Raw genomic sequence first — 22,260 nt, forward strand, 5'->3', positions numbered from 1 at the left:
CCATGAAGCTTAAATTCAAGGTCCAACCCTATCAGACGCAGGCCGTGACTGCGGTCGTGGACTGCTTCGCCGGACAGCCGATGTCGAACGGGATTACCTACCGGATCGATCCCGGCCGGAAGGCTCAGACGAGCGCCTTCGAGGAGGGGTTCAAGAACCCCGATCTCGCGCTGACCGAGCTTCAGGTGCTGGCCAACATCAAGGACGTCCAGCGCCGCCAGAACCTGCCTCTTTCCGACAAGCTGGTCGCCAGCGCCGGATGCCGGATCAACCTCGACATCGAGATGGAGACGGGGACCGGCAAGACCTATTGCTACATCAAGACGATCTTCGAGATGAACAAGCGCTACGGCTGGTCGAAGTTCATCATCATGGTGCCGTCGATTGCCATCCGGGAGGGCGTCCACAAGTCGCTGCAGATCACCGCCGACCACTTCACCGAGAGCTACGGAAAGAAGGCGCGCTTCTTCATCTACAATTCCAAGCGGCTGCACGAGCTGGAGAGCTTCTCGTCGGACGCCGGCATCAACGTGATGATCATCAACATCCAGGCGTTCGCGGCGCGCGGCGCTGACAACCGCCGCATCTATGAGGAGCTGGACGACTTCCAATCACGCAAGCCCATCGACGTCATCGCCAGCAATCGGCCGATCCTGATCCTCGACGAGCCGCAGAAGATGGAAGGCGCAGCCACGATGGAGGCGCTGCCGAAGTTCAAGCCGCTCATGATCCTGCGCTACTCGGCGACCCATAAGACGCAGCACAACCGTGTTCACCGGCTGGATGCGCTCGACGCCTATAACCAGAAGCTGGTGAAAAAGATCGCCGTCCGGGGCATCCAGACGCGGGGGCTCGCCGGCACCAACGCCTACCTCTACCTCGAGGGGATCGAGATATCGAAAAAGGCGCCGGTAGCCCGGCTTGAAATCGAGGTGAAGCTCGCGAGCGGCGAGATCAAGCGTCAGCTCAAGCGACTGGAGTTCCGAGACGACCTATTCGCCGAGTCCGGCGAGCTGGACCAGTACCGCGACGGCTTCACGATCTCCCAGATCGACGCGCGCAACGACACGGTCGAGTTCACCAACGGCGTAGTGCTCCGCGCCGGGGAGGCGACCGGCGATGTGTCCGAGCGCGACATCCGGCGCATCCAAATCCGCGAGACGATCAAGGCGCATCTCGACAAGGAGAAGCAGCTCTTCGCCCAGGGCATCAAGGTGCTGTCGCTGTTCTTCATCGACGAGGTCGTGAAGTACCGCGATTACGCACAGCCGGATGAGAAGGGCGAGTACGCCCGCGTCTTCGAGGAGGAGTACGAGCTTCTCAAGGCAGAATATCTGGCTGAGCTGGCGATTGATAACGACGCCTACCGGAAGCACCTGGCGGGCATCGATGCAGCCAAGACGCACAACGGCTATTTCGCGATCGACAAGAAGACCAACCGGCTGAAGGACCCCGCCGTCGGGGCGCGATCGGTCGATTCAGACGATGTCGACGCCTACGACCTGATCCTGAAGGACAAGGAACGGCTGCTGTCCTTCGCAGAACCCACGCGGTTCATCTTCTCGCATTCCGCACTCCGCGAAGGGTGGGACAATCCCAACGTCTTCGTCATGTGCATGCTCAAGCACAGCGACAACACCGTCTCACGGCGCCAGGAAGTGGGCCGGGGACTCCGGCTGTCGGTCGATCAGAATGGCGACCGGATGGACAACCCCGCAGTCGTCCATGACATCAACGTCCTCACGGTCGTCGCCAGCGAGAGTTACAATAACTTCGTGGCCGGCCTCCAGAAGGAGATCGCCGACACGCTGACGTCGCGCCCGCGGAAGGCGACGGAGGCCTATTTCACCGGGAAGACCATCACGACCGATGCTGGCCCGATCGAGATCACGCCGGCCATGGCGAAGCAGATTTACCGCTACCTCGTGAAGAACGATTATTCCGACGACGCAGACCAGATCACCAGCGCCTACCACCAGGCGAAGGAGGCCGGAACCCTGGCGGCCTTGCCGGATGAGCTGAAGGTGCATGCCGATCAGATTTTCCAGATCATCGACAGTGTGTTCAGCGATGCGCAGCTCCCGAAGGTCGAGGACGGCCGCAAGCCAAAGACAAATCCGCTCAATGAGAATTTCGAGAAAAAGGAGTTCCAGGAGCTCTGGCGGCGTATCAATCAGAAGGCTGTTTATCGGGTCGAGTTCGACTCCGATGAATTGGTCCGAAAGTGCGTAAGCGCCCTTGATAGCCAGCTTCGCGTGACGCCGCTCCAGTACACGGTTCAGACCGGCATACAGGGTGACGGGTTAACGGACGAACAGCTGAAGGCAGGTGATGGTTTTGCCCTGACACGCTCAACGACCGAACGCGGCGGATCTGTCCATTCGCTTGTGAAGTACGACCTCCTCGGGAAGGTCGCCGAAAATACTGAGCTCACTCGCAAGAGTGCAGCCGAAATCCTGACCAGCATCCAGGCCAGCGTGTTCGGGCAGTTCAAGGAGAATCCAGAGCACTTCATCGCCGAGGCGTCGCGGATCATTGCCGAGCAGAAGGCCACGATGGTGATCGAGCGGCTTGCTTATGACGGGCTCGCTGAGCGCTACGACGTCGACATCTTCACTGCGAACCAGACTGGCCAGGACTTCTCCAAGGCATCGGCCAAGCTCAAGCGGCACGTGTACGATTACGTGGTCACCGACTCCGAGATCGAACGAAAGTTTGCCGACGAGCTGGATACTGCGAGCGAGGTGGTGGTCTACGCCAAGCTGCCACGCGGCTTCCTGATCCCGACGCCGGTGGGCGACTACAACCCCGATTGGGCGATCTCCTTCAAGGAGGGAAGCGTCAAGCACATCTACTTCGTTGCCGAGACCAAGGGCACCATGTCCTCGATGAAGCTCCGCGAGATCGAGAACACCAAGATCGCTTGCGCGCGGAAATTCTTCGACGAGATCGGTCAGCGCGTGTCCGAGGATCGGGTCAAGTATGACGTGGTGACGAGTTACGAGAAGCTCATGGATATCGTGGGGCGAGCTGCTGCATAGAGTTGAGGCGGTTACCTGATGCAGTGAGCGCAGGGGAGATTCAATGGACGAAGACGCCAGAGAAGCCAGATTTCATTTTCTGCGGGATGGCAATTCTGAACCGAATAGCCTCGACTGGAACAAGGGGATCGAGAGTGCCCGCCAGGCGATTTCCGAGGCTATGAATGCCAAGAACATCGCGTTCTTGCTCGGCGCCGGATGTTCCTCCCTGATGAAGGGCAAAAAGGAACTCGGCATTGCAACCATGGCGCCCCTGGCCAAGGAGTTTTGCGGAGAAACCCTCGATGCGCGCGCGGCGGGCTTCTACGCCGATCCGCCGGTGGTCGGCGCTGCCCCGGCGCCATGGCGACTGACCAAGGACGAACTCGAATATCTCGATGCACTCGGGATCGATCTGGCGAAGGATTACAGCCGCAACCTGGAACGCCTGATGGAGGTGCTGTTCGCGCAGCGGTTCGTGCTGCGCCAGAGCGAGAATGCCGCTCTTCACCCCTACCGCGCTGTTCTCGACGGCATTATCAAGAAGGTCCAGGATTTCCTCTGGACACGTGTCACCCAAGGGGCCTTCGCCACGGACGGCGACACCACCGTGCGCGACCTCTACGAGCGGTTCTACAAAAAGCTGGTCCTGCGCGATCGGTCCTTGCCCCGACCGTGGGTGTTCACGACCAACTATGATCATTTCAGCGAATTGGCGATGGATCGGCTTGGCATTCCCTATGCCAACGGCTTTTCCGGCGTCGTGGAACGTCGCTTCAATCCGGCGATCTTCCGCTATGCCCTGGCCGAACAGCTCGACGTCGCCAGCCGCAAGTGGACCGCCGTCGACGCCTTCGTCTATCTCTGCAAATTGCATGGCTCGGTCACTTGGACCGAAGACGATCATGGCCTGTTCCCGATCAAGGAAGTCTGGCCGCCGGAATCCACGAACCAGATGCTGATCTATCCGACGCCGGCGAAACAGAACTCTTCGCTCGGCTCGCCCTATGCAGACATGTTTCGGGAATTTCAGTCCCGGATCGTGCGCGAGCAGAGCGTTCTCATCACGGCCGGCTACGCCTTCGGCGATGAGCACCTGAACAACATTATCTACCAGGCGCTAACGATCCCGACGTTCCGTCTGGTGATCTTCGCGGCGCCGGATACGGGCGGCGAGATCGCCAAGCTGCGAGCGCTGCGAGACCCGCGCATCTGGATCATCGGGGGCGACGGTCCTGCCGAGGGAACCAGGGCTCACTACTTCGACATGATCGTCGAGCATTTCATGCCACAGCGCCCCAGCGACAGGATCGATGACGCCGTTCGCAAGGTGTTGTCCGAACTGGCGCCGAAGAGGGATGACGAGACTAAGGTTGGCGGGGCATGAGCCACGATGATCGCAAGCGCGCGATCGGCAAGGTGGTGTCGGTCGCGGCCGACCGTTTCGTCGTCGAGATGCACGCCGGCACCGACAATTTCACGGTCGTTGGCTTCGACGGCGTGCATTATGTGGCGCGGCTGGGATCGTTCCTGATGATCCCGTCGCAGTCGGAATATGTCGTGGTCGAGGTTGTCGGCCTGCGTGAGCGCGACGCGAGCACGCCGTCCGAGCGCGGCGATTTCGACAGGGCCGGCTCCTCGAAGTATCTGGACGTGGTGCCGGTCGGCATGTTGCCGATGCATGGCGGCGCGTTCCGTTTCGGTGTGTCCGTTTTCCCGTCTTTATATGCGGACGCACTCTATGCGCTGGACGGCGAACTCGATCGCATCTTCGAGACCGAGGCGGCCGTCGAGCCGTCAGTCGGCCCGGATGGCGGCGCCGGCGAACCCGAAGGGGCCACGCGCTATCGGGTTCTGCCCATAGGCAAGTCGGTAGTGTTCGAGAACTACGACATCAAGGTTCGATTGAACGAGTTCTTCGGCGGTCATGTTGCCATCCTGGGCAATACCGGCAGCGGTAAGTCCTGCACGGTTGCCTCGGTCTTGCAGTCCCTTTTCAGCAAGCCGGAGGAGCATCACGCCCGCGGCGCGACCTTCGTCGTCTTCGACGTCAATGGCGAGTATCACGCCGCGCTGGCCGCTTCCGCGAAGGAGGGAGCCATCGGGGTCGAGCGCGTCATCCTCGACGGCACGGCGGCTGGCTTCCGTATGCCGCATTGGTTCCTGGAGATGGCAGAATGGGAACTGCTCTTGCAGGCCAGCGAGCGAACACAGCTGCCGGTCCTTCGGACAGCGTTAGGTCTGACAAGTCTTTTTCATGCCAATACGCCAGAAGCTCTGGCGCTGCGCGAGCACTTTGTCGCCACCTGCATCATAGAGTGTTTTCGAGGGGCAGATGGCGACTCCCCTGTATCAAAATTTCAGCGCGTTGTCTCCCTTCTCCAGAAGTATCCGACAACCGACCTAAATATGGCGCTTCTGAACCGCTTTAATCCCAATTTTCAGTATGGAAATTTTTCGGGAAACAACCAATCGGCGTTCCTGGACGAAGTGAGAAAAAAGCTCCGGGAGGACGCGCCCTTACCAGCCTATAATCGGACACCATTCTCTTTTGATGAGCTGCACGAGTGTCTCGACTTCGCGATCCTCTATGAGGAGGCTCACGGCAATCGCCAAATCCGAGACTACTGCTCGTCCATGGTTACGCGCCTCAGATCCCTCCAGGAGAGAACAGAATATGCCTTTCTGCGTCACGAAGGAACCGACGTTGCCGCAGCCGTGAGCGATCTGGAATTTTTGACCAACATCGTCGGCCTGCAAAGGGCGGCCGGAGAATCTTTCACCAAACGCAATCAAGTCATTATTATTGATCTCAATTCTGTCGAAGATGAAATCGTTGAGCTGGTCAGTGCGGTCATCGCACGCATGCTTTTTCGGTTTCTTCGCCATGCGGAACCGAGAAACCGCTTCCCGATACACCTATTGCTCGAAGAGGCTCATAGATATATCGCATCTGCGCCGTCCCGCTTTTCCATCGACGCCACCAAGATTTTCGAGCGCATCGCCAAGGAAGGACGCAAATACGGCATGTTCGTGCTGCTGGCGTCTCAGCGCCCGAGCGAGCTGTCCAAGACGGTTCTCAGCCAGTGCTCCAACTTCCTGGTTCACCGAATCCAGAATCCCGACGATCTCTCCCAGATCCGCCAGATGACGCCGTTCATCTCAGAATCGGTCCTGAAGCGGTTGCCGTCATTGCCTCGGCAGCACGCGCTGGTATTTGGAACGTCGGTTAATTTGCCAACGACCTTCAAGGTCAGGGAGGCATCGCCGCGGCCGCGCAGTGATGATACCGCCGTGGTCGATCTGTGGTTTCACGAGGAAGGTCGAGCCGCTGACATCCGCCTAGCGCTCCGTCCGGCCGATGCCGCTGTGGCGGCTGAGGGCGAGGCGCTGATAGTAAACGCAGCGTCGGACGATGACATTTTGTGACCAGCTGGAGACGCTGGAGGCCGCAGGGACTCCCGGGTCATCCAGCTTCCTCAGCTGCGCGAATAGATATTTCACTTTTTCGATGTGCTGGACGGACAGCCGATCACCTATTTGGTTAGCCACTGTCCGTAGGCTTCCACATCGATCATCGGAACGGTTCCGCTGAATTGCAGTTGAGAAATCAGCTTGAACAGGAATGCTGTCGCAGGCTTATTTTCGTTGACGAAGCTGATGCTCGCGGTCGGCTGATCGAAGAAAAAGTGGCCATGTGAGGCGACACAGCCGATATCGAGCCGCCCGTCACCAACGTCGGCGGCCAGGGCCTTCTCAAATGAGGCTCCGAGAGCAGGACTCCATTCGCTTTCAAAAGTCAGGAGGCCGCCCAAGATCGGGATCAACGGTTTCGCGGGATAGACGCCCTTGGCATATGGAATCGGTAGGCTCGTGCGGTGAAGGCACCTGACACTTGCAACTTTCTGCTGCGCGTATGCCACTAGGCCGGCATTCGCCGTCTGCTTTGCCTCGAAGACGGCGTAGACGCTCTCGGCCGGGATGATCGTCTCGTTCTCATATGTGAAAATGAAGGGTGAATACTGGCGATCGAAAATCACAACATCGATCTGTTGGCTGAAGTTGCCCAGGCTATCGACAACATGCGCCTTGGAAGCCTGATAGCGCTTCGGCAAATATGTCTCCAGCATGCTGATCCAAACATTCTCGCTGGCATCGCCCTTCGTCCCCGGGTGGCTGAACGACTTTCGGACGGTTGCGAGACGCTGCTGAATGTCTTCATGCAACGAGGAAAGAAGCTGGGACAAGGACCATTCCGACATCGAAAAACTCCGTGGGATTTTGATGGCTGTCGTTAAGACAGCGGAAATTTCGGGCCGAACAATTCCCGCCAGGCGCGCAACGCCTCTCCGTTACGGCCGTGGCGGACATGGTCGATTGCAACGGTTGCTTCACGCTCCGCTGCACGCAGAAGGTCGCGCGCCCGCGTCTTGCGGGCCGTGTCCATGCTGTTGCTGATCGGCGGACCGAGGCCGGCGGGATCAGGCCACTCGTCGAAAACCCGGGCCGCGAGCGTTGCAAAGAACCCCTGAATCTCGCGGTCAAAGCTGCCACCCCAGCCGCCATAAAGACATTGCATTGCCATGACTTCGATGAGGAACGAGGGCTTCACCGGCTTCTCGCCGTGCTTGGGGTTGTTGTTCCAGTATTTCAACATCCGCACGAGACCCTTCCATTCGTTTGAATAGGCCTGATGTGCGGTCGTTGCCTCTGCGGCATGGGTCTGAGGGTTGGTCCCGATCCACTTGCCGATTTCGTTATCAGGAATCTCGAAATTTTCATCTTTGTCGAAAGCAGGAACGACATCGACACTGATGACTCGGTAATCGGTGTTATCCTCGGCATCCGCCCTCACGCCAAAATCGACGTTGATCGAGCGGTTCTGCTTCTTGGCCTTGTCGCCGTACTTCTCGACCAAGGCGTTGTGAAAATCAGTCAGCACAACCGATGGCGCTTTGGAACGATAGTGATCTTCCGACGGTTTCAAGACGAAGAAGATGTCGACGTCTTTCAATGGCTTTGTCTTGGTCCAGCGCGCATAGGATCCGGTCAGGAAGCTCCGGTCGATCTTGAACTTGGTGTCCAGATAATCCCGGACTTCCTTCTGGCGCGCGGAGGCGTTTGCCTGCTCACGATCGTTCAATTCCAATCGACTTTTGAATTTCCGGAACGCTTCGTCGATCGTGAGCATCAAGCTCTCCTAAGATAAGAGGTGCTGGCGCCAAGGCCGCTGTGTTCGACAGTCGTCCCGAGGCTTTGACGAACCATGCCCTCCGTCGAACGGCCGCTCGCCTTGCTCCACCCAGCCACGTCGGGACGTCCCGGCTTGCTTTGAAGAAGGAGTCGATACCGCGCCTCGCTCGGAACCAGCCCCGCCTTTCTGATGGCGTATTTGAGCTGCTCGGTATCCGTCCAAAAACCGCCATCGCCTCCGGACCAGCCATAGGCGATGTCGATGTCCCACCGGACAATCAGCGCGTCCGTTCTCGGGTTGTAGATTTCCAGCTTTACGGTTTCGAGATCGCCAGTGTTCAACCAGGTCTGCACACCGCGCATGTGCAGTTCCCAGTCGCCGACAAACTCGGTTGGATCGAGGCCCACAAGGCGGATGATGTCCTTCAAGCTTTTGAGGATGTTGTCAGCCACATAGGTGACAGAGTGGGTATAGGTGTTGACAGCGACGCTGGTCATGAGCCCAGAAACCCTTTCGGATCGAATATAAGGGTCTGTGATTTCGTGGTCGCCGACTCGTCTGCGCTGGAGACAGCCGCATCAAGATCGCGCGCCGTGATGCGTGTGCTGTGCTTTTTGAGCGCAGCCTGGACCCATGCGAGATCGTCCGCCAGGCAAGGCAGCGATACCCGCCAATCCCCTTTCAGCGGGTCAAAGCCAAGGGAGTCTTCATTCGCACCGGAACCGTCGATGGCGTCATCGTCATAGAGGCAATAGATGCGCGTGCGCGGACCATCGCAGGTGACTGTGATCGCGGCGTCCTTGGGCGCCTGATCAGCGATCACACTGGCGGCGACACCGGTGACGGCAAGAAGCTCCGTCCGTGCATCTCCTGCCTTGCCCTGAGTCAAGAGATCAACGATCGCCGTCCAGGTCCGTGAGGCGTCGCGCTCGGGCGTACTCTTGAATGTGCGGCTGGCAACGGTGCTCATGACGCCTTGCCTCCCGACATACGGCCCGCCTTGGCAGCGCGCGCCGCGCCTAACAGATCCTCGAGCGTGACGCGTTCGGGATTCATGGCCGTTTGCGGGCTGCTGGCCAAGGCGTTGGCCACCATCTTGCGGATGGCGCGTCCGTCGAGCCCGACGCATTCGGCCGCGCAGCGGTCGAAACCCGAGGTCGTCGGCAGCTTCGCGATGGCTGGATAGGTCTTGCCGAGACCAGTCAGGCAATCCTTCAGGATAAGCCCGCACGCTTCACGATCGGGCAGCGGCACATGGACGACCAGGTCACAGCGCGAGGTGAAGGCCGCGTCGACCGCCTCGGGAAAGTTGCTGGTGGCAAGGAACAGCAGGTTCGGATGCCGTTCGGCCAGAGCGTCAAGTTGAACGAGCACGGCATCGGTTGCGCGGTGGATATCGATCGGATTGGCCTCCAGGCTCATTTTCGACCGGTCCGCGGCAAGCGTCTCGACTTCATCGAGGAGCACAATCGTCGGTCCTGCGGCGGCCGCTTCGGCGATCGACTGTGAGAACAGCTCCGAGACCGCACGCTGGGTCTTGCCCATCGCCGAACTGGTTAGCGCGTGGGGCTCGACTTCGAGCAGGCGGAACCCGCCGCCAGGAAATGTCTCGGCGGTACGATGTGCCAATCCGCGAGCGAGAGATGTCTTGCCGGTCCCTGGTGGTCCGACAAGCATAATGACGCCGTGGAGCGGAATAACACTACGGTCGACCTTACCGCGCATCGTGAAGTTCAGCATCGCCTGCGAGAGGAGCTGGGCCTTCAGGCGCTCGTCCAGGATGATCGAATTCCAGAGTGCTCCGAGCGCGGGATCGGGAAGCCGGCGTGCGCGCTGGATGCCCTTGGGTTGATTGAAGTCCTCGTTCTGCACCGCCGTCAGCTTCTGCATCGTGATCGTCCTCGCGTCGCCTGCCTGGCGGGTTGAATGCGAAAGTTGGAAAAACTGAGCCCAAGCGGCTGCGGCCGCTGGGCTTACCCCTTCGGAGGGAAGGGATCGTTGCCGTAGGAGTTGGCGTCCCGGATGCGACCGTCGGGACGGTGTATCACCACCTCGCCGCGCTCGCGGATCGCGGTGTTGCGCGCTGCTTCGGTTGCCTGCGCCTGGGTGCTGTGTGTCGTTCCCACGCGGGAAGCTCCCTCACGGCGCGTCGCCCAACCGGAATCGTGGGGAACGACATGGATGCGTTTTGACATTCTGACTTCCTTCCTGCTCGCCGCTGCCCGAATCGGACATTCACCGACGCCTAACCAATTTCAGGACGCTGGATTGTTGTCAATACACACATTTTAAATGACAATATTAAGCACATTGTGTTTGTGACATTGACATCGTGCGGTGTGGAACGCAAACATTGGGAATGCCAGATGAGTCGATCTATGTAGCGTTCGGGAAGCTTGTCGCTTCGAGGCGAAAGACACTTGAACTCACCCAAGCCGAGCTGGCAGCCAAAGTGGGTATGTCGCGTGCGTCAGTGGCAAATATCGAGAGCGGCCGGCAGAACGTGTTGTTGCATCACGTCTACAGTCTCGCGTCGGCGCTGGAATTTTCAAAGCCCGCCGATTTGCTACCCGCCGTGCCAAAACCACAGCCCCGTGAGGATATGCAGATGATCTTGTCAGACGAAACAGTGACCGCTCGCGGCAAGGCGCAGATCAATGATCTGATCGCGGATGCGCTTGCGCGCCATAGTTCCGGAAGAGCCGGGTCGTGACCGCCAACCCCGAAATGGCGCGGGAAGCTGCGCGCAGGATGTTGCGGGAGTTCGGAGTGAAGGGAGCCCCAGTTCCCATTGAGCGCATTATCAAGGCTAGGAACGTTGTACTTCAGTATGCGCCTCTGGAGGACGATCTCTCCGGCATGGCCTTCATAAAGGACGGCATCGGTATCATCGGCGTGAACGCCTTGCATCACCCGAACCGGCAACGGTTTACGGCCGCACATGAGCTTGGGCATCATGTGTTGCATGCCGCGAATATCCAGAAGGCCGTGCATGTCGACAAAGGGTTTCGGGTTCTGTTGCGCGATGACGTCTCGTCACAGGGAATCGACCCTCTGGAAATCGAGGCCAACGCATTTGCGTCTGAGCTACTTATGCCTCGAGAATTCCTTGCGAATGCCCTGGACGCTAGTGGACTGGACATGGAGGATGACGTCGGGATTGAGGTGCTTGCAAAAAAGTTCCGGGTGAGTGCATCCGCGATGCGGTTCCGCCTAGCGAGTCATTTCTAGGCGAGGGGGTGTGTATGGGCTTCGTATTCTTCGACACGGAGACAACGGGGCTCAGGCATGGTTTCGATCAGATCGTGCATTTCGCGGCAATACGGACTGACAACGATCTCAACGAGGTCGATCGGTTCGAGGCGCGCTCACGTCTTTTGCCGCATGTCGTTCCCCACCCGAGCGCACTTCTGACAAACGGGCTGCCAATTGAACGCCTCACCGATGAGGGGTTGCCGTCGCACTATCAGATGGTCCTCCTTATCCGAGAAAAGCTCCTGTGCTGGTCTCCGTCGATTTTTGTGGGCTACAACTCCATCCGGTTCGACGAGGAAATGCTCAGGCACGCATTTTTTCAGACGCTGCAGCCAGCTTATCTCACCAGCAGCCACGGTAATTCCCGCGCCGATGTTCTGGGCCTTGTAATGGCGGCGGCGGGTCTATCACCGGCCAGCCTGTCTGTTCCCTACGGGCCAGAAGGGCGCCCGATTTTTCGTCTGGAACAGCTTGCATCGGCAAATGACGTTGCTCACACAGACGCGCACGACGCTATGGGTGATGTGGTTGCCACGCTCGGTCTTTGCCGCCGCGTCCATGAACGATCGCCCGAACTCTGGCATCGCTTCGTGCGCTTTTCGAAGAAAGCGACTGTTGGAGATTTCGTCGACACCGAAGACGGGTTTTTCCTCACCGAGTTTTTTGGCAATGCGCCCTATCACACGCCGGTTGTGTGTATCGGCGCAGATCCGGATCAGCCCAATGGTAGGTTCTGCTTACGTTTGGACGTCGCCCGCGAAGAGCTTGCTGTGATGACGGAAGAGGCGTTCCAGAGCTACTTGTCAGCAAAACCAAGTCCTGTCCGAAGGCTCCGAATCAATGCTGCCCCTACATTGACAGCTTTCTACGATGCGCCCGACGCCATGCTCGACGGCGCCGACATTGATGATCTGGAGAGACGTGCCCGGAGCATCAAGGAAGATACGGCGCTGCGCTCTCGGATCATTGAGGCCTTCGTGGCGACGCGAGCACGTCGTTCGCCGTCTAGCCATGTGGAAGGGCGGATCTACGAGGGCTTTCCTGGTCGAGATGACGAGGATCGCATGGCAAAATTCCATACCGTGGGTTGGGGGGAGGCGGCGGCCATCGTTCAAGAATTTGACGATGAACGGCTCCGGGTTTTTGGTCGGCGATTGATCTACTACGGCGGCCGGTCGGCCTTGTCGGATGACGTGAAGCTTGGTGTGGAGTGTGACTTGACCGACCGTCTGATAGACCATGCCGCTGGGGGCTTTACGCTGCGTCAGGCACTTGACGAGACGGAGCGGCTGTTGGCTGAAAATGGTGCTGACGCCAACGGGATCTTGTCCAGCTATCGCGAATACCTCACTCATCGTATCAAACGTGTAACGGAGTTCCGCGCCCGGCGGTTTGTCGTCGAGCCGCGTTAGCGCGCCCAAGCGCCGTCGATGGGGGTGGAGCAATCAGGCTTCAGCACTCACTCGATTCAAGGTACGTATGCTGCTAAATGACGTTGATGTTCCTTTCGGGCAGTCCTCTGAGTAACGCTCGGCAGGCAAAAGAACGGGCTCTGAGCGGCGATTGACCTCGATAGATGCCGGACCCGCGAAAATATTTTTCTGGCAGTTTTCCCAATGAAATCAAAAGCGTACAATTTTGACGGCCATGCAATCGGAAAATGGCCGTCGAAATGGGGTGTTATCCTATAGTTTTCAAAGCCTTATAGGCTATCTGAACAATCGAGTGGGAGTGAGGGGCTAGGGGGGGCCACCGCGCCCGCCCCCTGGGAAGCGGGGCGGGAAGGGGACAGAATGGGCGCCCGCCCGGCGAAACCGGGGAATGGAGGAAACGCCCATGCTCAAGACAATCCTGGCCGCCGGGGTGGCGGCGCTCCTCGCCCTGCCGGCGCTCGCCCAGCCCGCGCCGGACACCGTGGCCGCCATTCGGGCGCGCGGCTCCCTAATCTGCGGCGTCACCCCGAACTCGCCGGGCTTCGGCACGCCGGACAGCCGCGGCGAGTGGCACGGGATCGACGTGGATTCCTGCCGCGCCATCGCGGTGGCCGTGCTCGGGGATGCCCGCAAGGTGCGCTTCGTGCCGGCCAGCACGGCGCAGCGCTTCACCATGCTGCAATCCGGCGAGATCGACGTCCTCGCCCGCGTGACGACCTGGAGCATGGCGCGCGAGGGCTCGCTGGGCCTGGCCTTTGCCAGCATCAACGTCTTCGACGGCCAGGGCTTCCTGGTGAAGTCCGATTCCGGGATCACCAGCGCCCGCCAGCTGGACGGCGCGACGATCTGCCTGCTGCCCGGCACCACGAACGAGCTGAACGTGGCCGACTACTTCCGCACCCACAACATGCGCTTCACCCCCGTGGTGATGGACAGCATCGAGGAGCTGCGCGCCGCCTTCCTTGCCGGCCGCTGCGATAGCTACTCCACCGACGCCTCGGCCCTCGCCTCCTACCGCGCCAGCCACGGGGCGAACGCCACCCGCTTCGTCGTGCTGCCCGACATCATCTCGAAGGAGCCGCTCGGCGTCGCGGTTCGCAAGGGCGACTGGCGGTTCTTCGACATGGCCCGCTGGGCGCACTTCGCCATGGTGACGGCGGAGGAGCTGGGCATCGACAGCCGCAACATCGGCAGCTTCGCGAACAGCACGAACCCGGACATCCAGCGCTTCCTCGGCCGCTCGGGCGAGCTCGGGCAGGGGATGGGCATGAGCAACGACTGGGCGGCGCAGATCGTTCGGCAGGTCGGCAACTTCGCCGAGGTCTGGGATCGCAACATGACGCCCCTCGGCATCCAGCGCGGCATCAACGCCCTCTGGACCAAGGGCGGTCTGCAGTACGCGCCCCCGCTGCGCTGAGGCCTGCATTCAGCCCCGCGCATGGCGCGGGGCTGTGGATTGCGGGGATCACGGGGAGGCTTCAGCCTCACAAAAATGTTCTCCTTTGATGACAGCCGGAGGAACGCTGTGCGACTCGCTGAAAAGATGCGAGTCGTTCGGCGCAACCTGTCCGGCCGTGTCGAAAACGCCACGGCAACTCACCACATATAGCGCTCGTTCTCCCCGGGCCACGCGATATCTTGTGCGGGTAGCGTCCCAGAGGCATCCTCCGCCGCGGGGGAATTCAGGGGTTTCGAGATGTTTGATGCCATCCAGCTTGAGGGCCATGGCCAGGTTCAGGTCGATCGTTCGCGCGACGCCCTGCTGACGGCGTTTGGCAAGGACACGCTGAGCGATCGCTATCTGATGCCTGGCGAATCGTACCAGGACCTCTTTGCCCGCGTCGCCAGCGCCTATGGTGACGACGCGGCGCATGCCCAGCGCATCTACGACTACATCTCGAAGCTCTGGTTCATGCCGGCCACCCCGGTGCTGTCCAACGGCGGCACCAAGCGCGGCCTGCCCATCTCCTGCTTCCTAAACGAGGCGGATGACAGCCTCGACGACATCGTGGGGCTGTGGAACGAGAACGTGGCGCTCGCCTCCAAGGGCGGCGGCATCGGTTCCTACTGGGGCAATCTGCGCTCGATCGGCGAGAAGGTCGGGCAGAACGGCAAGACCTCCGGCATCATCCCCTTCATCCGGGTGATGGACAGCCTGACGCTCGCCATCTCCCAGGGCTCGCTCCGCCGCGGCTCGGCCGCCGTGTACCTGCCGATCTCCCACCCGGAGATCGAGGAGTTCATCGACATCCGCCGTCCGACCGGCGGCGACCCGAACCGCAAGGCGCTGAACCTCCACCACGGCATCCTCATCCCCGACGCCTTCATGCGCGCGGTGGAGGCCGACGAGGAGTGGGCGCTGACCTCGCCGAAGGACGGCGCGGTGATCCGCAAGATCTCCGCCCGCGGCCTCTGGATCCGCCTGCTGACGGCGCGGATGGAGCAGGGCGAGCCCTACATCATCTACTCGGACCACGTGAACCGGGCGATGCCGGAGCATCACAAGCTTGCCGGGCTCGAGGTGAAGACCTCCAACCTCTGCTCCGAGATCACGCTGCCGACCGGGCGCGACCACCACGGTCGCAACCGCACCGCCGTGTGCTGCCTCTCTTCCCTGAACTGCGAGACCTGGTTTGAGTGGAAGGACGAGCCGCGCTTCATCCCGGACGTGATGCGCTTCCTCGACAACGTGCTGCAGTCCTTCATCGAGAGCGCGCCGGACAGCATGGCGAAGGCGAAGTACAGCGCCATGCGCGAGCGCTCCGTCGGCCTCGGCGTTATGGGCTTCCACTCATTCCTGCAGGCTCAGAACGTTCCGTTCGAGAGCGTGGTGGCGAAGGTCTGGAACATCCGGATGTTCAAGCACATCCGCGCCGGTGCCGACGCCGCCAGCCGCGAGCTGGCCGCCGAGCGCGGGCCCTGCCCGGACGCGGCCGAGTACGGCATCATGGAGCGGTTCTCCAACAAGATCGCCATCGCCCCGACGGCCAGCATCAGCATCATCTGCGGCGGCGCCTCCCCGGGGATCGAGCCGATCGCGGCGAACGTCTACAACCACAAGACGCTCTCCGGCTCCTTCATCGTGCGGAACCCCTACCTTCAGAAGGTTCTGGCGAAGCACGGGCGCGACGACGAGGAGACCTGGACCTCCGTGACGGTCACCAAGGGCTCCGTGCAGCACCTGGACTTCCTGACCCAGCAGGAGAAGGACGTGTTCAAGACGGCCTTCGAGCTGGACCAGCGCTGGGTGGTGGAGCACGCGGCGGACCGCACGCCCTATATCTGCCAGAGCCAGTCGCTGAACGTCTTCCTGCCCGCCGACATTCACAAGCGGGACCTGCACCAGATCCACTACACGGCCTGGAAGAAGGGCGTGAAGTCGCTCTACTACTGCCGCTCCCTCTCCATCCAGCGCGCGGACACGATCAGCGAAAAGGTGGCCGTGCAGCCGAAGCTCGGCTACGCCGTGAACGACGTGGAAGCGCTGCCGCTGGTGGCCGCCGCGCCGGCCGAGACGACGAACTACGAGGAATGCCTCGCCTGCCAGTGAGTCCTCGGCTTCGTCGGCCCGCGTGATCTGACGTAACCAGTCGTGATTGGACCGCCGGCCTCCGGCGGTCCCACGCTGCTGCCATTCCGGCGGGGGGCCAGCCCGGCCGGGAACCCCTTCAGTTCTCCATCGCCCATCAGGAAGCCCACCATGCCCGACGGCGCCATCACCCGCGACGAGCTGCCCGTGCGGTTCGACCTCCTCACGGCTAACCCCGTGTACAAGCCCTTCCGCTACCCCTGGGCCTACGAGGCGTGGCTGACCCAGCAGCGCGTCCACTGGCTGCCGGAAGAGGTGCCGATGGCCGATGACGTGAAGGACTGGCAGAAGACCCTGACGCCCGGCGAGCGCAACCTGCTCACCCAGATTTTCCGCTTCTTCACCCAGGCGGATGTCGAGGTGAACAACTGCTACATGAAGCATTACAGCCAGGTCTTTAAGCCGACCGAGGTGCTGATGATGCTCTCGGCCTTCTCAAACATCGAGACGATCCACATCGCGGCCTATAGCCACCTGCTCGACACCATCGGCATGCCGGAGCTCGAGTACTCGGCCTTCCTCAAGTACAAGGAGATGAAGGACAAGTACGACTACATGCAGAACTTCTCCGTCGAGAACAAGACGGAGATCGCCAAGACCCTCGCCGCCTTCGGGGCCTTCACGGAGGGGCTGCAGCTCTTCGCCTCCTTCGCCATCCTCATGAACTTCCCGCGCCACAACAAGATGAAGGGGATGGGCCAGATCGTCTCCTGGTCCGTGCGCGACGAGACGCTGCACTGCCTGTCCGTCATCCGCCTCTTCCGCACCTTCGTGCAGGAGAATCCGGAGATCTGGACGGAGGAGCTGCGCCGCGACCTCTATCTCATCTGCGCCACCATCGTGGACCACGAGGACGCCTTCATCGACCTCGCCTTCAGCATGGGCGCGGTGGAAGGGCTGAACGCGGAGGAGACCAAGACCTACATCCGCTTCATCGCGGACCGCCGCCTGCAGCAGCTCGGCCTCGAGCCGCTCTACCACATCGAGAAGAACCCGCTGCCCTGGCTGGACGAGATGCTGAACGCCGTGGAGCACACCAACTTCTTCGAGAACCGGGCGACGGAGTACTCCCGCGCCTCGACCCAGGGCACCTGGGAGGAGGCCTTCGCGGACCACGCCTTCAACGGCTCCCCCCAGCCCAGCGGCGAGATCGCGTTCGGCGAGCCGTCCCGGCACTGAGGGAGGGCGCGCCACCGGCGGAGGGCATCCTTCGCCGGCCGCGGGCTTTCGCGCCTCCCGCCCGTTTTCGATCCTGCACCGGGCGGCTATGCTAACTCATCTCTCATGGGATTCGGCTGCCCGGTGTGGGCGCCGGCCTGTGGACTGGGAGGCTGTAACGGGCATGGCTGCGGACGAGCCTGAAGGACCAAAGCCGGCGGGGCGGGCCCCGTCGGCCCCTCGGCATACCCGCCGCCTGACCGACAAGATCCTCATCGCCTTCCACCACGCCTGCGACCAGGGCGACTACGAAGTGGCAGAGGAGATGCTCCGCATCCTCGAGATGATGATCCGCCGCCGAACCGTCTCGCCGGACGCGAACCGTCGCAAGAACATGGAAAGCCTGGTGGCCGCGCATGAGCGCCTCTGGCTGCTCCGCCACCCGGAGAAGGACGTCTAGGGGGCCAACTTCCCGCCGGGGCTCCATCCCAGGGCGCCCCCGCGCAGCACCGCCTCCGCCTCCGGCGTCCAGCCCGCGCCCTCATGCAGGACCAGCCCAGGCAGCAGAGTGGCGGGGGCGCGGGGGGCGCGCCGCGCCCGAAGCAGCACCCGCCCGGCCGCGTCTCCGGATCGAGGCCAGAGGGGCAGGATCTCCGTCCCGCCCAGTCCGGCGCCGCGCAGCGCGCCGATCCCGTCCTCCAGCCGCCCGGCGGGCAGGACGATCGTGGCCCGCCCGCCCCGCGCGAGGGATGCGCCGAGCAGCGCCGCCCAGTCTCGAAGCCCTACCCCGCCCGCATGGGTGGCGCCGGCCCGGATCGCCACCGGTGGCACCGAGCCGCCGGGCCAGTAGGGGGGATTGCTCACCGCCGCGTCCGCGCGCGGCAGGCGGGCCCGGAGCGCGGGGTCGGACACGTCCGCCTCCACCACCTCCACCCGATCTGCCCACCCGTTCAGCGCCGCGTTCTCCCGCGCCAGGGCAGCGAGGACGGGGTCGCGCTCCACCGCCACCGCCCGGGCGCCGGGGATGCGGGCCAGCACGCAGAGGAAGACCCCGCCCGGCCCGCAGCCGGCATCCAGCACGACGCCACCCGGCCGCATCTCCACGGAGGCAGCGAGCATGACCGCGTCCATTCCCGCCCGCAGCCCCTCCGCCGGCTGCTGCAGCCGCACGCGGCCGCCGAGCAGCGCGTGGACCGGGCCCGCGGCGGAAGGCGTCAGTCCCTCCACTCGCCGGCCTCGCGCAGCAGCGCCTCCGCGGCCCGCGCCTGCTCCTCCGGCACCGCCAGGCGCTGGGGGAAGGCGCTGATCCGCCCCTCCACCGCGCTGACATGGCTGTCCAGCAACAGGGGGCGCAGCCCGCCGTCGCGCAGCAGGGCCTGTAGGAACCCCAGGCGCACCGGATCGGATTCGGCCAGCAGCACGCGGATCATGGGGACTGAACCTCTTGGAAAGGGGCGGGGAGGGGCCACCCTCTCTTGAGGGCGCGCCCGTTGCTGCCCCCGTGCCCCATCGGTATGGTGCCGCCCCCTATGGACAGGTCAATGCCCGCGTGAGCGTCCTTACCGCGCCCGTCACCTCCAGCGTGACCTCCGAGCGCGATCCCGAACTGGCCCTGGAGGCGCTGACCGACCTGGTGCGGCCGGACCTGGAGGCCTGCAACCGCCTGATCGTGGAGCGGATGCAGAGCCCGGTGGCCCTAATTCCGCAGCTCGCCGCGCATCTGGTGGCCGCCGGGGGCAAGCGTATCCGGCCGCTGCTCACGCTCGCCAGCGCGCGGCTCTGTGGCCACCGCGGCGACCGGCACGTGGCGCTCGCCGCCTGCGTGGAGTTCATCCACACCGCCACCCTGCTGCACGACGACGTGGTGGACGAGAGCGCGCTGCGCCGCGGCGCGCCCAGCGCCAACGCCGTGTTCGGCAACAAGCCGAGCGTGCTGGTGGGCGACTTTCTCTTCGCCCGCGCCTTCCAGATCATGGTGGCCGACGGCTCGTTGCGGGTGCTGGATATCCTCGCCACCGCCTCGGCCACGATCGCGGAGGGCGAGGTCCTCCAGCTCGTCACGCAGAACGACACGGCCACAACGGAGGAGCAGTACCTCCAGGTGATCGAGGGCAAGACCGCCGCCCTCTTTGCCGCCGCCACCGAGGTGGGCGCGGTCGTGGCCGACCGGCCGCAGGCGGAGGCGGAGGCGCTACGCGAGTACGGCCGCAGCCTCGGCATCGCCTTCCAGCTCGTGGACGACGCGCTGGACTATTCCGCTAGCCAGGCCGCCCTCGGCAAGACGGTCGGCGACGACTTCCGGGAGGGCAAGATCACCCTTCCCGTGCTGCTCGCCTTCAACGCGGCGGGCGACGAGGAGAAGGTCTTCTGGCGGCGCGTCCTGGAGGAGCGGGACCAGGCGGAGGGGGACCTGGAGAGGGCGATCGAGCTGATGGGGTCCCGCGGCACGCTGGAGGCCACCATCCGCCGCGCGCGGGAGTATGGCGCGCGGGCGCTGGACTCCCTGTCCGTCTTCCCGGACGGCCCGGAGCGCCGGGCGCTCGCGGGCATCGTGGAGTTCTGCATCGCCCGCGCGCGCTAGGCGCGCGGGCGGCAAACCTCAGCCCCGGCCGAGCCAGGGCATCTTCGTGGCCATGATGGTCAGGAAGGGGATGTTCGCGTCCAGCGGCATGGAGGCCATGTGGGCGACGGTGCGCCCGACATGCGCCACGTCCATGCGCGGCTCCACCATCATGGACCCGTCCGGCTGCATCACACCCTTCGTCATCCGCTCCGTCATCGGCGTGGCGGCGTTGCCGATGTCGATCTGGCTCGCGGTGATGTCGTGCTTGCGGCCGTCCAGCGCGATCTGCTTCGTCAACCCGGTCACCGCGTGCTTCGTGGCGGTGTAGGCAGCGGCGCCAGGGCGCGGGGCGTGGGCGCTGATGGAGCCGTTGTTGATGATCCGCCCGCCCTTGGGCGACTGGTTCTTCATGATGCGGTAGGCGGCCCGGGCGCAGAAGAAGGTGCCGTCCAGGTTGGCCGCCACAACGCCGCGCCAGTCCTCCAGCGGCAGCTCGTCGAAGTCCACCGCGGGGGCGCCGCGGCCGGCATTGTTGAATAGCAGGTCCAGCCGCCCGAAACGGGACTTCACCTCGGCGAAGGCGTCCTCCACTTGCACGTGGTCTCCCACGTCGCAGGTGATGGCGCTGCCCTTCGCCTGGCCGGCGATCGTCTCCTCTAGCGGCTGCGGGCGGCGGCCGAGTACGACCACCGTCCATCCCTCCGCCAGCAGCGCCTGCGCCGCGGCACGCCCGATTCCCTGGCCCGCGCCGGTGACGACCGCGTAGCGTTCCGCCATGTGCTTCCCCCCTGATCCGGTTCAGGGGCGGAGCCTGCGTCCCGCGCCGGCCCGTGGCAAGGCCGCGCGGCCACTGGCCGGCGCAGCCGCCCGGGCCGGCGGGAGCCTAGTTCGCCAGCGCCTTGACGAGCTCGGCGTGGAAACGCTGCGGCGCCTCGACCTGCGGCGAGTGGCCGAGATCCGGGAACTCGACGAGGCGCGAGCCGGGGATCGCGGCGGCGCTCCGGCGGCCCAGCTCCGCGTAGTGGCCGAGGGTGCGCGCGATCTCCGGCGCGGCCCGGTTCGCGCCGGGCGCGGTGCGGTCGGTGCCGCCGATCATCAGCACGGTCGGCACGCGGAGGCGGCCGAATTCATGCACCACGGGCTGGCCGAACAGCATCTCGGCGGTCTGCGCCTGGTTCCAGGCCACGATCTCGCGCCCCGGCCCGGCATACATCCCGGCCTGCATCTCCACCCAGCGGTCGTAGCGCGGCTCCCAGCGGCCGTTGTAGTAGAAGCGGAGCTGGTAGGCCTTGATGCTCTCGGCGGTCGTCCGCAGCTCGCCCTGGTACAGCGCGTCGATCGTCGCGTAGGGCACGCCGGCCGCCTGCCAGTCCTCCAGGCCCAGCGGGTTCACCATTACCAGCCGCTCCACCAGCTCCGGGTGGTTCAGCGCGAAGCGCGCGGCCAGCATGCCGCCCATGGAATGGCCGATGACCGTGGCGCGCCCGATGCCGCGGGCCCGCAGCAGCTGCCGGGTGTTGTCCGCGAGCTGCGAGAAGGAGAACTGGTAGCCCCGCGGCTTGGTGGAGGCGCAGAAGCCGATCTGGTCCGGCACGATCACGCGGTAGCCCTCCCGCGCGAGGACCGTGATCGTCTCCTCCCAGGTGGCGCCGCAGAAGTTCTTGCCGTGGATCAGGACGACCGTGCGCCCGTTCGCCGCGCCCGTGGGGGCCACGTCCATGTACGACATGGACATCGCCTGCCCCTGCGAGGTGAACTCGAACCGCTGCTGCGGGTGCGGGTAGGCGAAGCCTTCGAGCTGCGCGCCGTAGGTTGTTTGGGCCACGGCCCCGAAGGGCTGGACCACGGCAAGTCCGGCGGCCAGGGCCAGGGCCAGGATCGCGGAACGGTTCATCGGGTCCTCATCTCGGTCGTCGGCCGGCCGGGAGCGCCGGGCCGCGTGGGGCGAGGTAGATGATGAACTTCCGGTCATAAAGGGCTTGCCGGGTCCGGCGCCGCTCCCGCTGCACTTCGCACGCCTCGGTCACGCCGGGTTACAAGGGGCGCAG

General features: G+C 63.1%; 21 protein-coding genes. 11 read left to right on the plus strand and 10 right to left on the minus strand.

Features of this window, described 5'->3' with window-relative positions:
* Positions 1–2: 2 nt before the first annotated feature.
* The 3 genes from VQH23_RS20130 to VQH23_RS20140 are packed head-to-tail and all read left to right on the plus strand — an operon-like array spanning position 3 to position 6,449.
* A complete protein-coding gene (locus VQH23_RS20130) occupies positions 3–3,041 on the plus strand; it encodes a type III restriction-modification system endonuclease (RefSeq protein WP_099095837.1) in 3,039 nt (1,012 codons plus the stop codon).
* Between the two features lie 43 nt (positions 3,042–3,084).
* A complete protein-coding gene (locus VQH23_RS20135) occupies positions 3,085–4,407 on the plus strand; it encodes an SIR2 family protein (protein WP_073135237.1) in 1,323 nt (440 codons plus the stop codon).
* Entirely contained in the window at positions 4,404–6,449 is a 2,046-nt protein-coding gene (locus VQH23_RS20140) for an ATP-binding protein (RefSeq protein WP_099095838.1), read from the plus strand. The genes VQH23_RS20135 and VQH23_RS20140 overlap by 4 nt, the downstream gene beginning before the upstream one ends.
* Positions 6,450–6,556: 107 nt before the next feature.
* Here VQH23_RS20140 and nucC read toward each other — a convergent pair whose 3' ends face one another.
* The 6 genes from nucC to VQH23_RS20170 all read right to left on the minus strand — a co-directional run bounded on the left by nucC (position 6,557) and on the right by VQH23_RS20170 (position 10,409).
* Positions 6,557–7,282 carry a CBASS effector endonuclease NucC gene (gene nucC, locus VQH23_RS20145; protein ID WP_099095839.1) on the minus strand — a complete coding sequence of 242 codons (726 nt, stop codon included), beginning with the start codon at positions 7,280–7,282 and terminating at the stop codon, positions 6,557–6,559.
* A gap of 32 nt (positions 7,283–7,314) precedes the next feature.
* Positions 7,315–8,211: a CBASS oligonucleotide cyclase gene (locus tag VQH23_RS20150; protein ID WP_073135243.1), complete on the minus strand. Its 897-nt coding sequence runs from the start codon at positions 8,209–8,211 to the stop codon at positions 7,315–7,317.
* A complete protein-coding gene (locus tag VQH23_RS20155; RefSeq protein ID WP_073135245.1) occupies positions 8,211–8,711 on the minus strand; it encodes an HORMA domain containing protein in 501 nt (166 codons plus the stop codon). The genes VQH23_RS20150 and VQH23_RS20155 overlap by 1 nt, the downstream gene beginning before the upstream one ends.
* Positions 8,708–9,184: a hypothetical protein gene (locus VQH23_RS20160; RefSeq protein WP_073135247.1), complete on the minus strand. Its 477-nt coding sequence runs from the start codon at positions 9,182–9,184 to the stop codon at positions 8,708–8,710. The genes VQH23_RS20155 and VQH23_RS20160 overlap by 4 nt, the downstream gene beginning before the upstream one ends.
* Positions 9,181–10,104 carry an AAA family ATPase gene (locus tag VQH23_RS20165; RefSeq protein ID WP_099095840.1) on the minus strand — a complete coding sequence of 308 codons (924 nt, stop codon included), beginning with the start codon at positions 10,102–10,104 and terminating at the stop codon, positions 9,181–9,183. The genes VQH23_RS20160 and VQH23_RS20165 overlap by 4 nt, the downstream gene beginning before the upstream one ends.
* 83 nt (positions 10,105–10,187) lie before the next feature.
* Positions 10,188–10,409, minus strand: coding sequence for a DUF2188 domain-containing protein (locus VQH23_RS20170; protein ID WP_073135251.1), 222 nt, complete (start codon positions 10,407–10,409; stop codon positions 10,188–10,190).
* Positions 10,410–10,573: 164 nt separating this feature from the next.
* On the opposite strand from VQH23_RS20170, the gene VQH23_RS20175 reads away from it, so the two are divergent.
* The 7 genes from VQH23_RS20175 (at position 10,574) to VQH23_RS20205 (ending at position 18,109) form a co-directional block, all read left to right on the plus strand.
* On the plus strand, positions 10,574–10,927 hold the full coding sequence (locus VQH23_RS20175) for a helix-turn-helix domain-containing protein (RefSeq protein ID WP_073135253.1): 354 nt from the start codon (positions 10,574–10,576) through the stop codon (positions 10,925–10,927).
* Entirely contained in the window at positions 10,924–11,445 is a 522-nt protein-coding gene (locus VQH23_RS20180) for an ImmA/IrrE family metallo-endopeptidase (protein WP_073135255.1), read from the plus strand. The genes VQH23_RS20175 and VQH23_RS20180 overlap by 4 nt, the downstream gene beginning before the upstream one ends.
* Before the next feature lie 14 nt (positions 11,446–11,459).
* Positions 11,460–12,881 carry an exonuclease domain-containing protein gene (locus tag VQH23_RS20185; protein ID WP_073135257.1) on the plus strand — a complete coding sequence of 474 codons (1,422 nt, stop codon included), beginning with the start codon at positions 11,460–11,462 and terminating at the stop codon, positions 12,879–12,881.
* Positions 12,882–13,305: 424 nt separating this feature from the next.
* The gene (locus VQH23_RS20190) at positions 13,306–14,319 is read left to right on the plus strand and encodes an amino acid ABC transporter substrate-binding protein (RefSeq protein ID WP_338662463.1); all 1,014 of its coding nucleotides are present in this window, start codon (positions 13,306–13,308) and stop codon (positions 14,317–14,319) included.
* 279 nt (positions 14,320–14,598) lie between these two features.
* Positions 14,599–16,452: a ribonucleoside-diphosphate reductase subunit alpha gene (locus tag VQH23_RS20195; RefSeq protein ID WP_338662464.1), complete on the plus strand. Its 1,854-nt coding sequence runs from the start codon at positions 14,599–14,601 to the stop codon at positions 16,450–16,452.
* Between the two features lie 150 nt (positions 16,453–16,602).
* Positions 16,603–17,670: a ribonucleotide-diphosphate reductase subunit beta gene (locus VQH23_RS20200; RefSeq protein ID WP_338662465.1), complete on the plus strand. Its 1,068-nt coding sequence runs from the start codon at positions 16,603–16,605 to the stop codon at positions 17,668–17,670.
* A 163-nt stretch (positions 17,671–17,833) separates the two neighbouring features.
* Positions 17,834–18,109: a hypothetical protein gene (locus VQH23_RS20205; RefSeq protein ID WP_338662466.1), complete on the plus strand. Its 276-nt coding sequence runs from the start codon at positions 17,834–17,836 to the stop codon at positions 18,107–18,109.
* On the opposite strand, the gene VQH23_RS20210 is transcribed toward VQH23_RS20205, so the two are convergent.
* Together VQH23_RS20210 and VQH23_RS20215 are read right to left on the minus strand one after the other, a co-directional pair.
* Entirely contained in the window at positions 18,106–18,876 is a 771-nt protein-coding gene (locus VQH23_RS20210; protein WP_338662467.1) for a methyltransferase, read from the minus strand. The two genes, VQH23_RS20205 and VQH23_RS20210, sit on opposite strands and share 4 nt — an antisense overlap.
* Positions 18,864–19,079 carry a DUF2007 domain-containing protein gene (locus VQH23_RS20215; protein WP_338662468.1) on the minus strand — a complete coding sequence of 72 codons (216 nt, stop codon included), beginning with the start codon at positions 19,077–19,079 and terminating at the stop codon, positions 18,864–18,866. Before VQH23_RS20215 ends, VQH23_RS20210 begins: the two co-directional genes overlap by 13 nt.
* Positions 19,080–19,231: 152 nt before the next feature.
* On the opposite strand from VQH23_RS20215, the gene VQH23_RS20220 reads away from it, so the two are divergent.
* Positions 19,232–20,230 carry a polyprenyl synthetase family protein gene (locus tag VQH23_RS20220; RefSeq protein WP_338666133.1) on the plus strand — a complete coding sequence of 333 codons (999 nt, stop codon included), beginning with the start codon at positions 19,232–19,234 and terminating at the stop codon, positions 20,228–20,230.
* An 18-nt stretch (positions 20,231–20,248) separates the two neighbouring features.
* On the opposite strand, the gene VQH23_RS20225 is transcribed toward VQH23_RS20220, so the two are convergent.
* Positions 20,249–20,989 carry an SDR family oxidoreductase gene (locus tag VQH23_RS20225; RefSeq protein WP_338662469.1) on the minus strand — a complete coding sequence of 247 codons (741 nt, stop codon included), beginning with the start codon at positions 20,987–20,989 and terminating at the stop codon, positions 20,249–20,251.
* Positions 20,990–21,095: 106 nt separating this feature from the next.
* Entirely contained in the window at positions 21,096–22,106 is a 1,011-nt protein-coding gene (locus tag VQH23_RS20230; RefSeq protein ID WP_338662470.1) for an alpha/beta hydrolase, read from the minus strand.
* Positions 22,107–22,260 lie beyond the last annotated feature (154 nt).

Source organism: Pararoseomonas sp. SCSIO 73927 (genome assembly GCF_037040815.1).
Taxonomy (GTDB): domain Bacteria; phylum Pseudomonadota; class Alphaproteobacteria; order Acetobacterales; family Acetobacteraceae; genus Roseomonas.

Excerpts from the sequence above, each read along its gene's own strand:
- VQH23_RS20130 (WP_099095837.1), top strand. The coding sequence starts at position 3 with ATGAAGCTTAAATTCAAGGTCCAACCCTATCAGACGCAGGCCGTGACT.
- VQH23_RS20135 (WP_073135237.1), top strand. The coding sequence starts at position 3,085 with ATGGACGAAGACGCCAGAGAAGCCAGATTTCATTTTCTGCGGGATGGC.
- VQH23_RS20140 (WP_099095838.1), top strand. The coding sequence starts at position 4,404 with ATGAGCCACGATGATCGCAAGCGCGCGATCGGCAAGGTGGTGTCGGTC.
- nucC (WP_099095839.1), bottom strand. The coding sequence starts at position 7,282 with ATGTCGGAATGGTCCTTGTCCCAGCTTCTTTCCTCGTTGCATGAAGAC.
- VQH23_RS20150 (WP_073135243.1), bottom strand. The coding sequence starts at position 8,211 with ATGCTCACGATCGACGAAGCGTTCCGGAAATTCAAAAGTCGATTGGAA.
- VQH23_RS20155 (WP_073135245.1), bottom strand. The coding sequence starts at position 8,711 with ATGACCAGCGTCGCTGTCAACACCTATACCCACTCTGTCACCTATGTG.
- VQH23_RS20160 (WP_073135247.1), bottom strand. The coding sequence starts at position 9,184 with ATGAGCACCGTTGCCAGCCGCACATTCAAGAGTACGCCCGAGCGCGAC.
- VQH23_RS20165 (WP_099095840.1), bottom strand. The coding sequence starts at position 10,104 with ATGCAGAAGCTGACGGCGGTGCAGAACGAGGACTTCAATCAACCCAAG.
- VQH23_RS20170 (WP_073135251.1), bottom strand. The coding sequence starts at position 10,409 with ATGTCAAAACGCATCCATGTCGTTCCCCACGATTCCGGTTGGGCGACG.
- VQH23_RS20175 (WP_073135253.1), top strand. The coding sequence starts at position 10,574 with ATGCCAGATGAGTCGATCTATGTAGCGTTCGGGAAGCTTGTCGCTTCG.
- VQH23_RS20185 (WP_073135257.1), top strand. The coding sequence starts at position 11,460 with ATGGGCTTCGTATTCTTCGACACGGAGACAACGGGGCTCAGGCATGGT.
- VQH23_RS20190 (WP_338662463.1), top strand. The coding sequence starts at position 13,306 with ATGCTCAAGACAATCCTGGCCGCCGGGGTGGCGGCGCTCCTCGCCCTG.
- VQH23_RS20195 (WP_338662464.1), top strand. The coding sequence starts at position 14,599 with ATGTTTGATGCCATCCAGCTTGAGGGCCATGGCCAGGTTCAGGTCGAT.
- VQH23_RS20200 (WP_338662465.1), top strand. The coding sequence starts at position 16,603 with ATGCCCGACGGCGCCATCACCCGCGACGAGCTGCCCGTGCGGTTCGAC.
- VQH23_RS20205 (WP_338662466.1), top strand. The coding sequence starts at position 17,834 with ATGGCTGCGGACGAGCCTGAAGGACCAAAGCCGGCGGGGCGGGCCCCG.
- VQH23_RS20215 (WP_338662468.1), bottom strand. The coding sequence starts at position 19,079 with ATGATCCGCGTGCTGCTGGCCGAATCCGATCCGGTGCGCCTGGGGTTC.
- VQH23_RS20225 (WP_338662469.1), bottom strand. The coding sequence starts at position 20,989 with ATGGCGGAACGCTACGCGGTCGTCACCGGCGCGGGCCAGGGAATCGGG.
- VQH23_RS20230 (WP_338662470.1), bottom strand. The coding sequence starts at position 22,106 with ATGAACCGTTCCGCGATCCTGGCCCTGGCCCTGGCCGCCGGACTTGCC.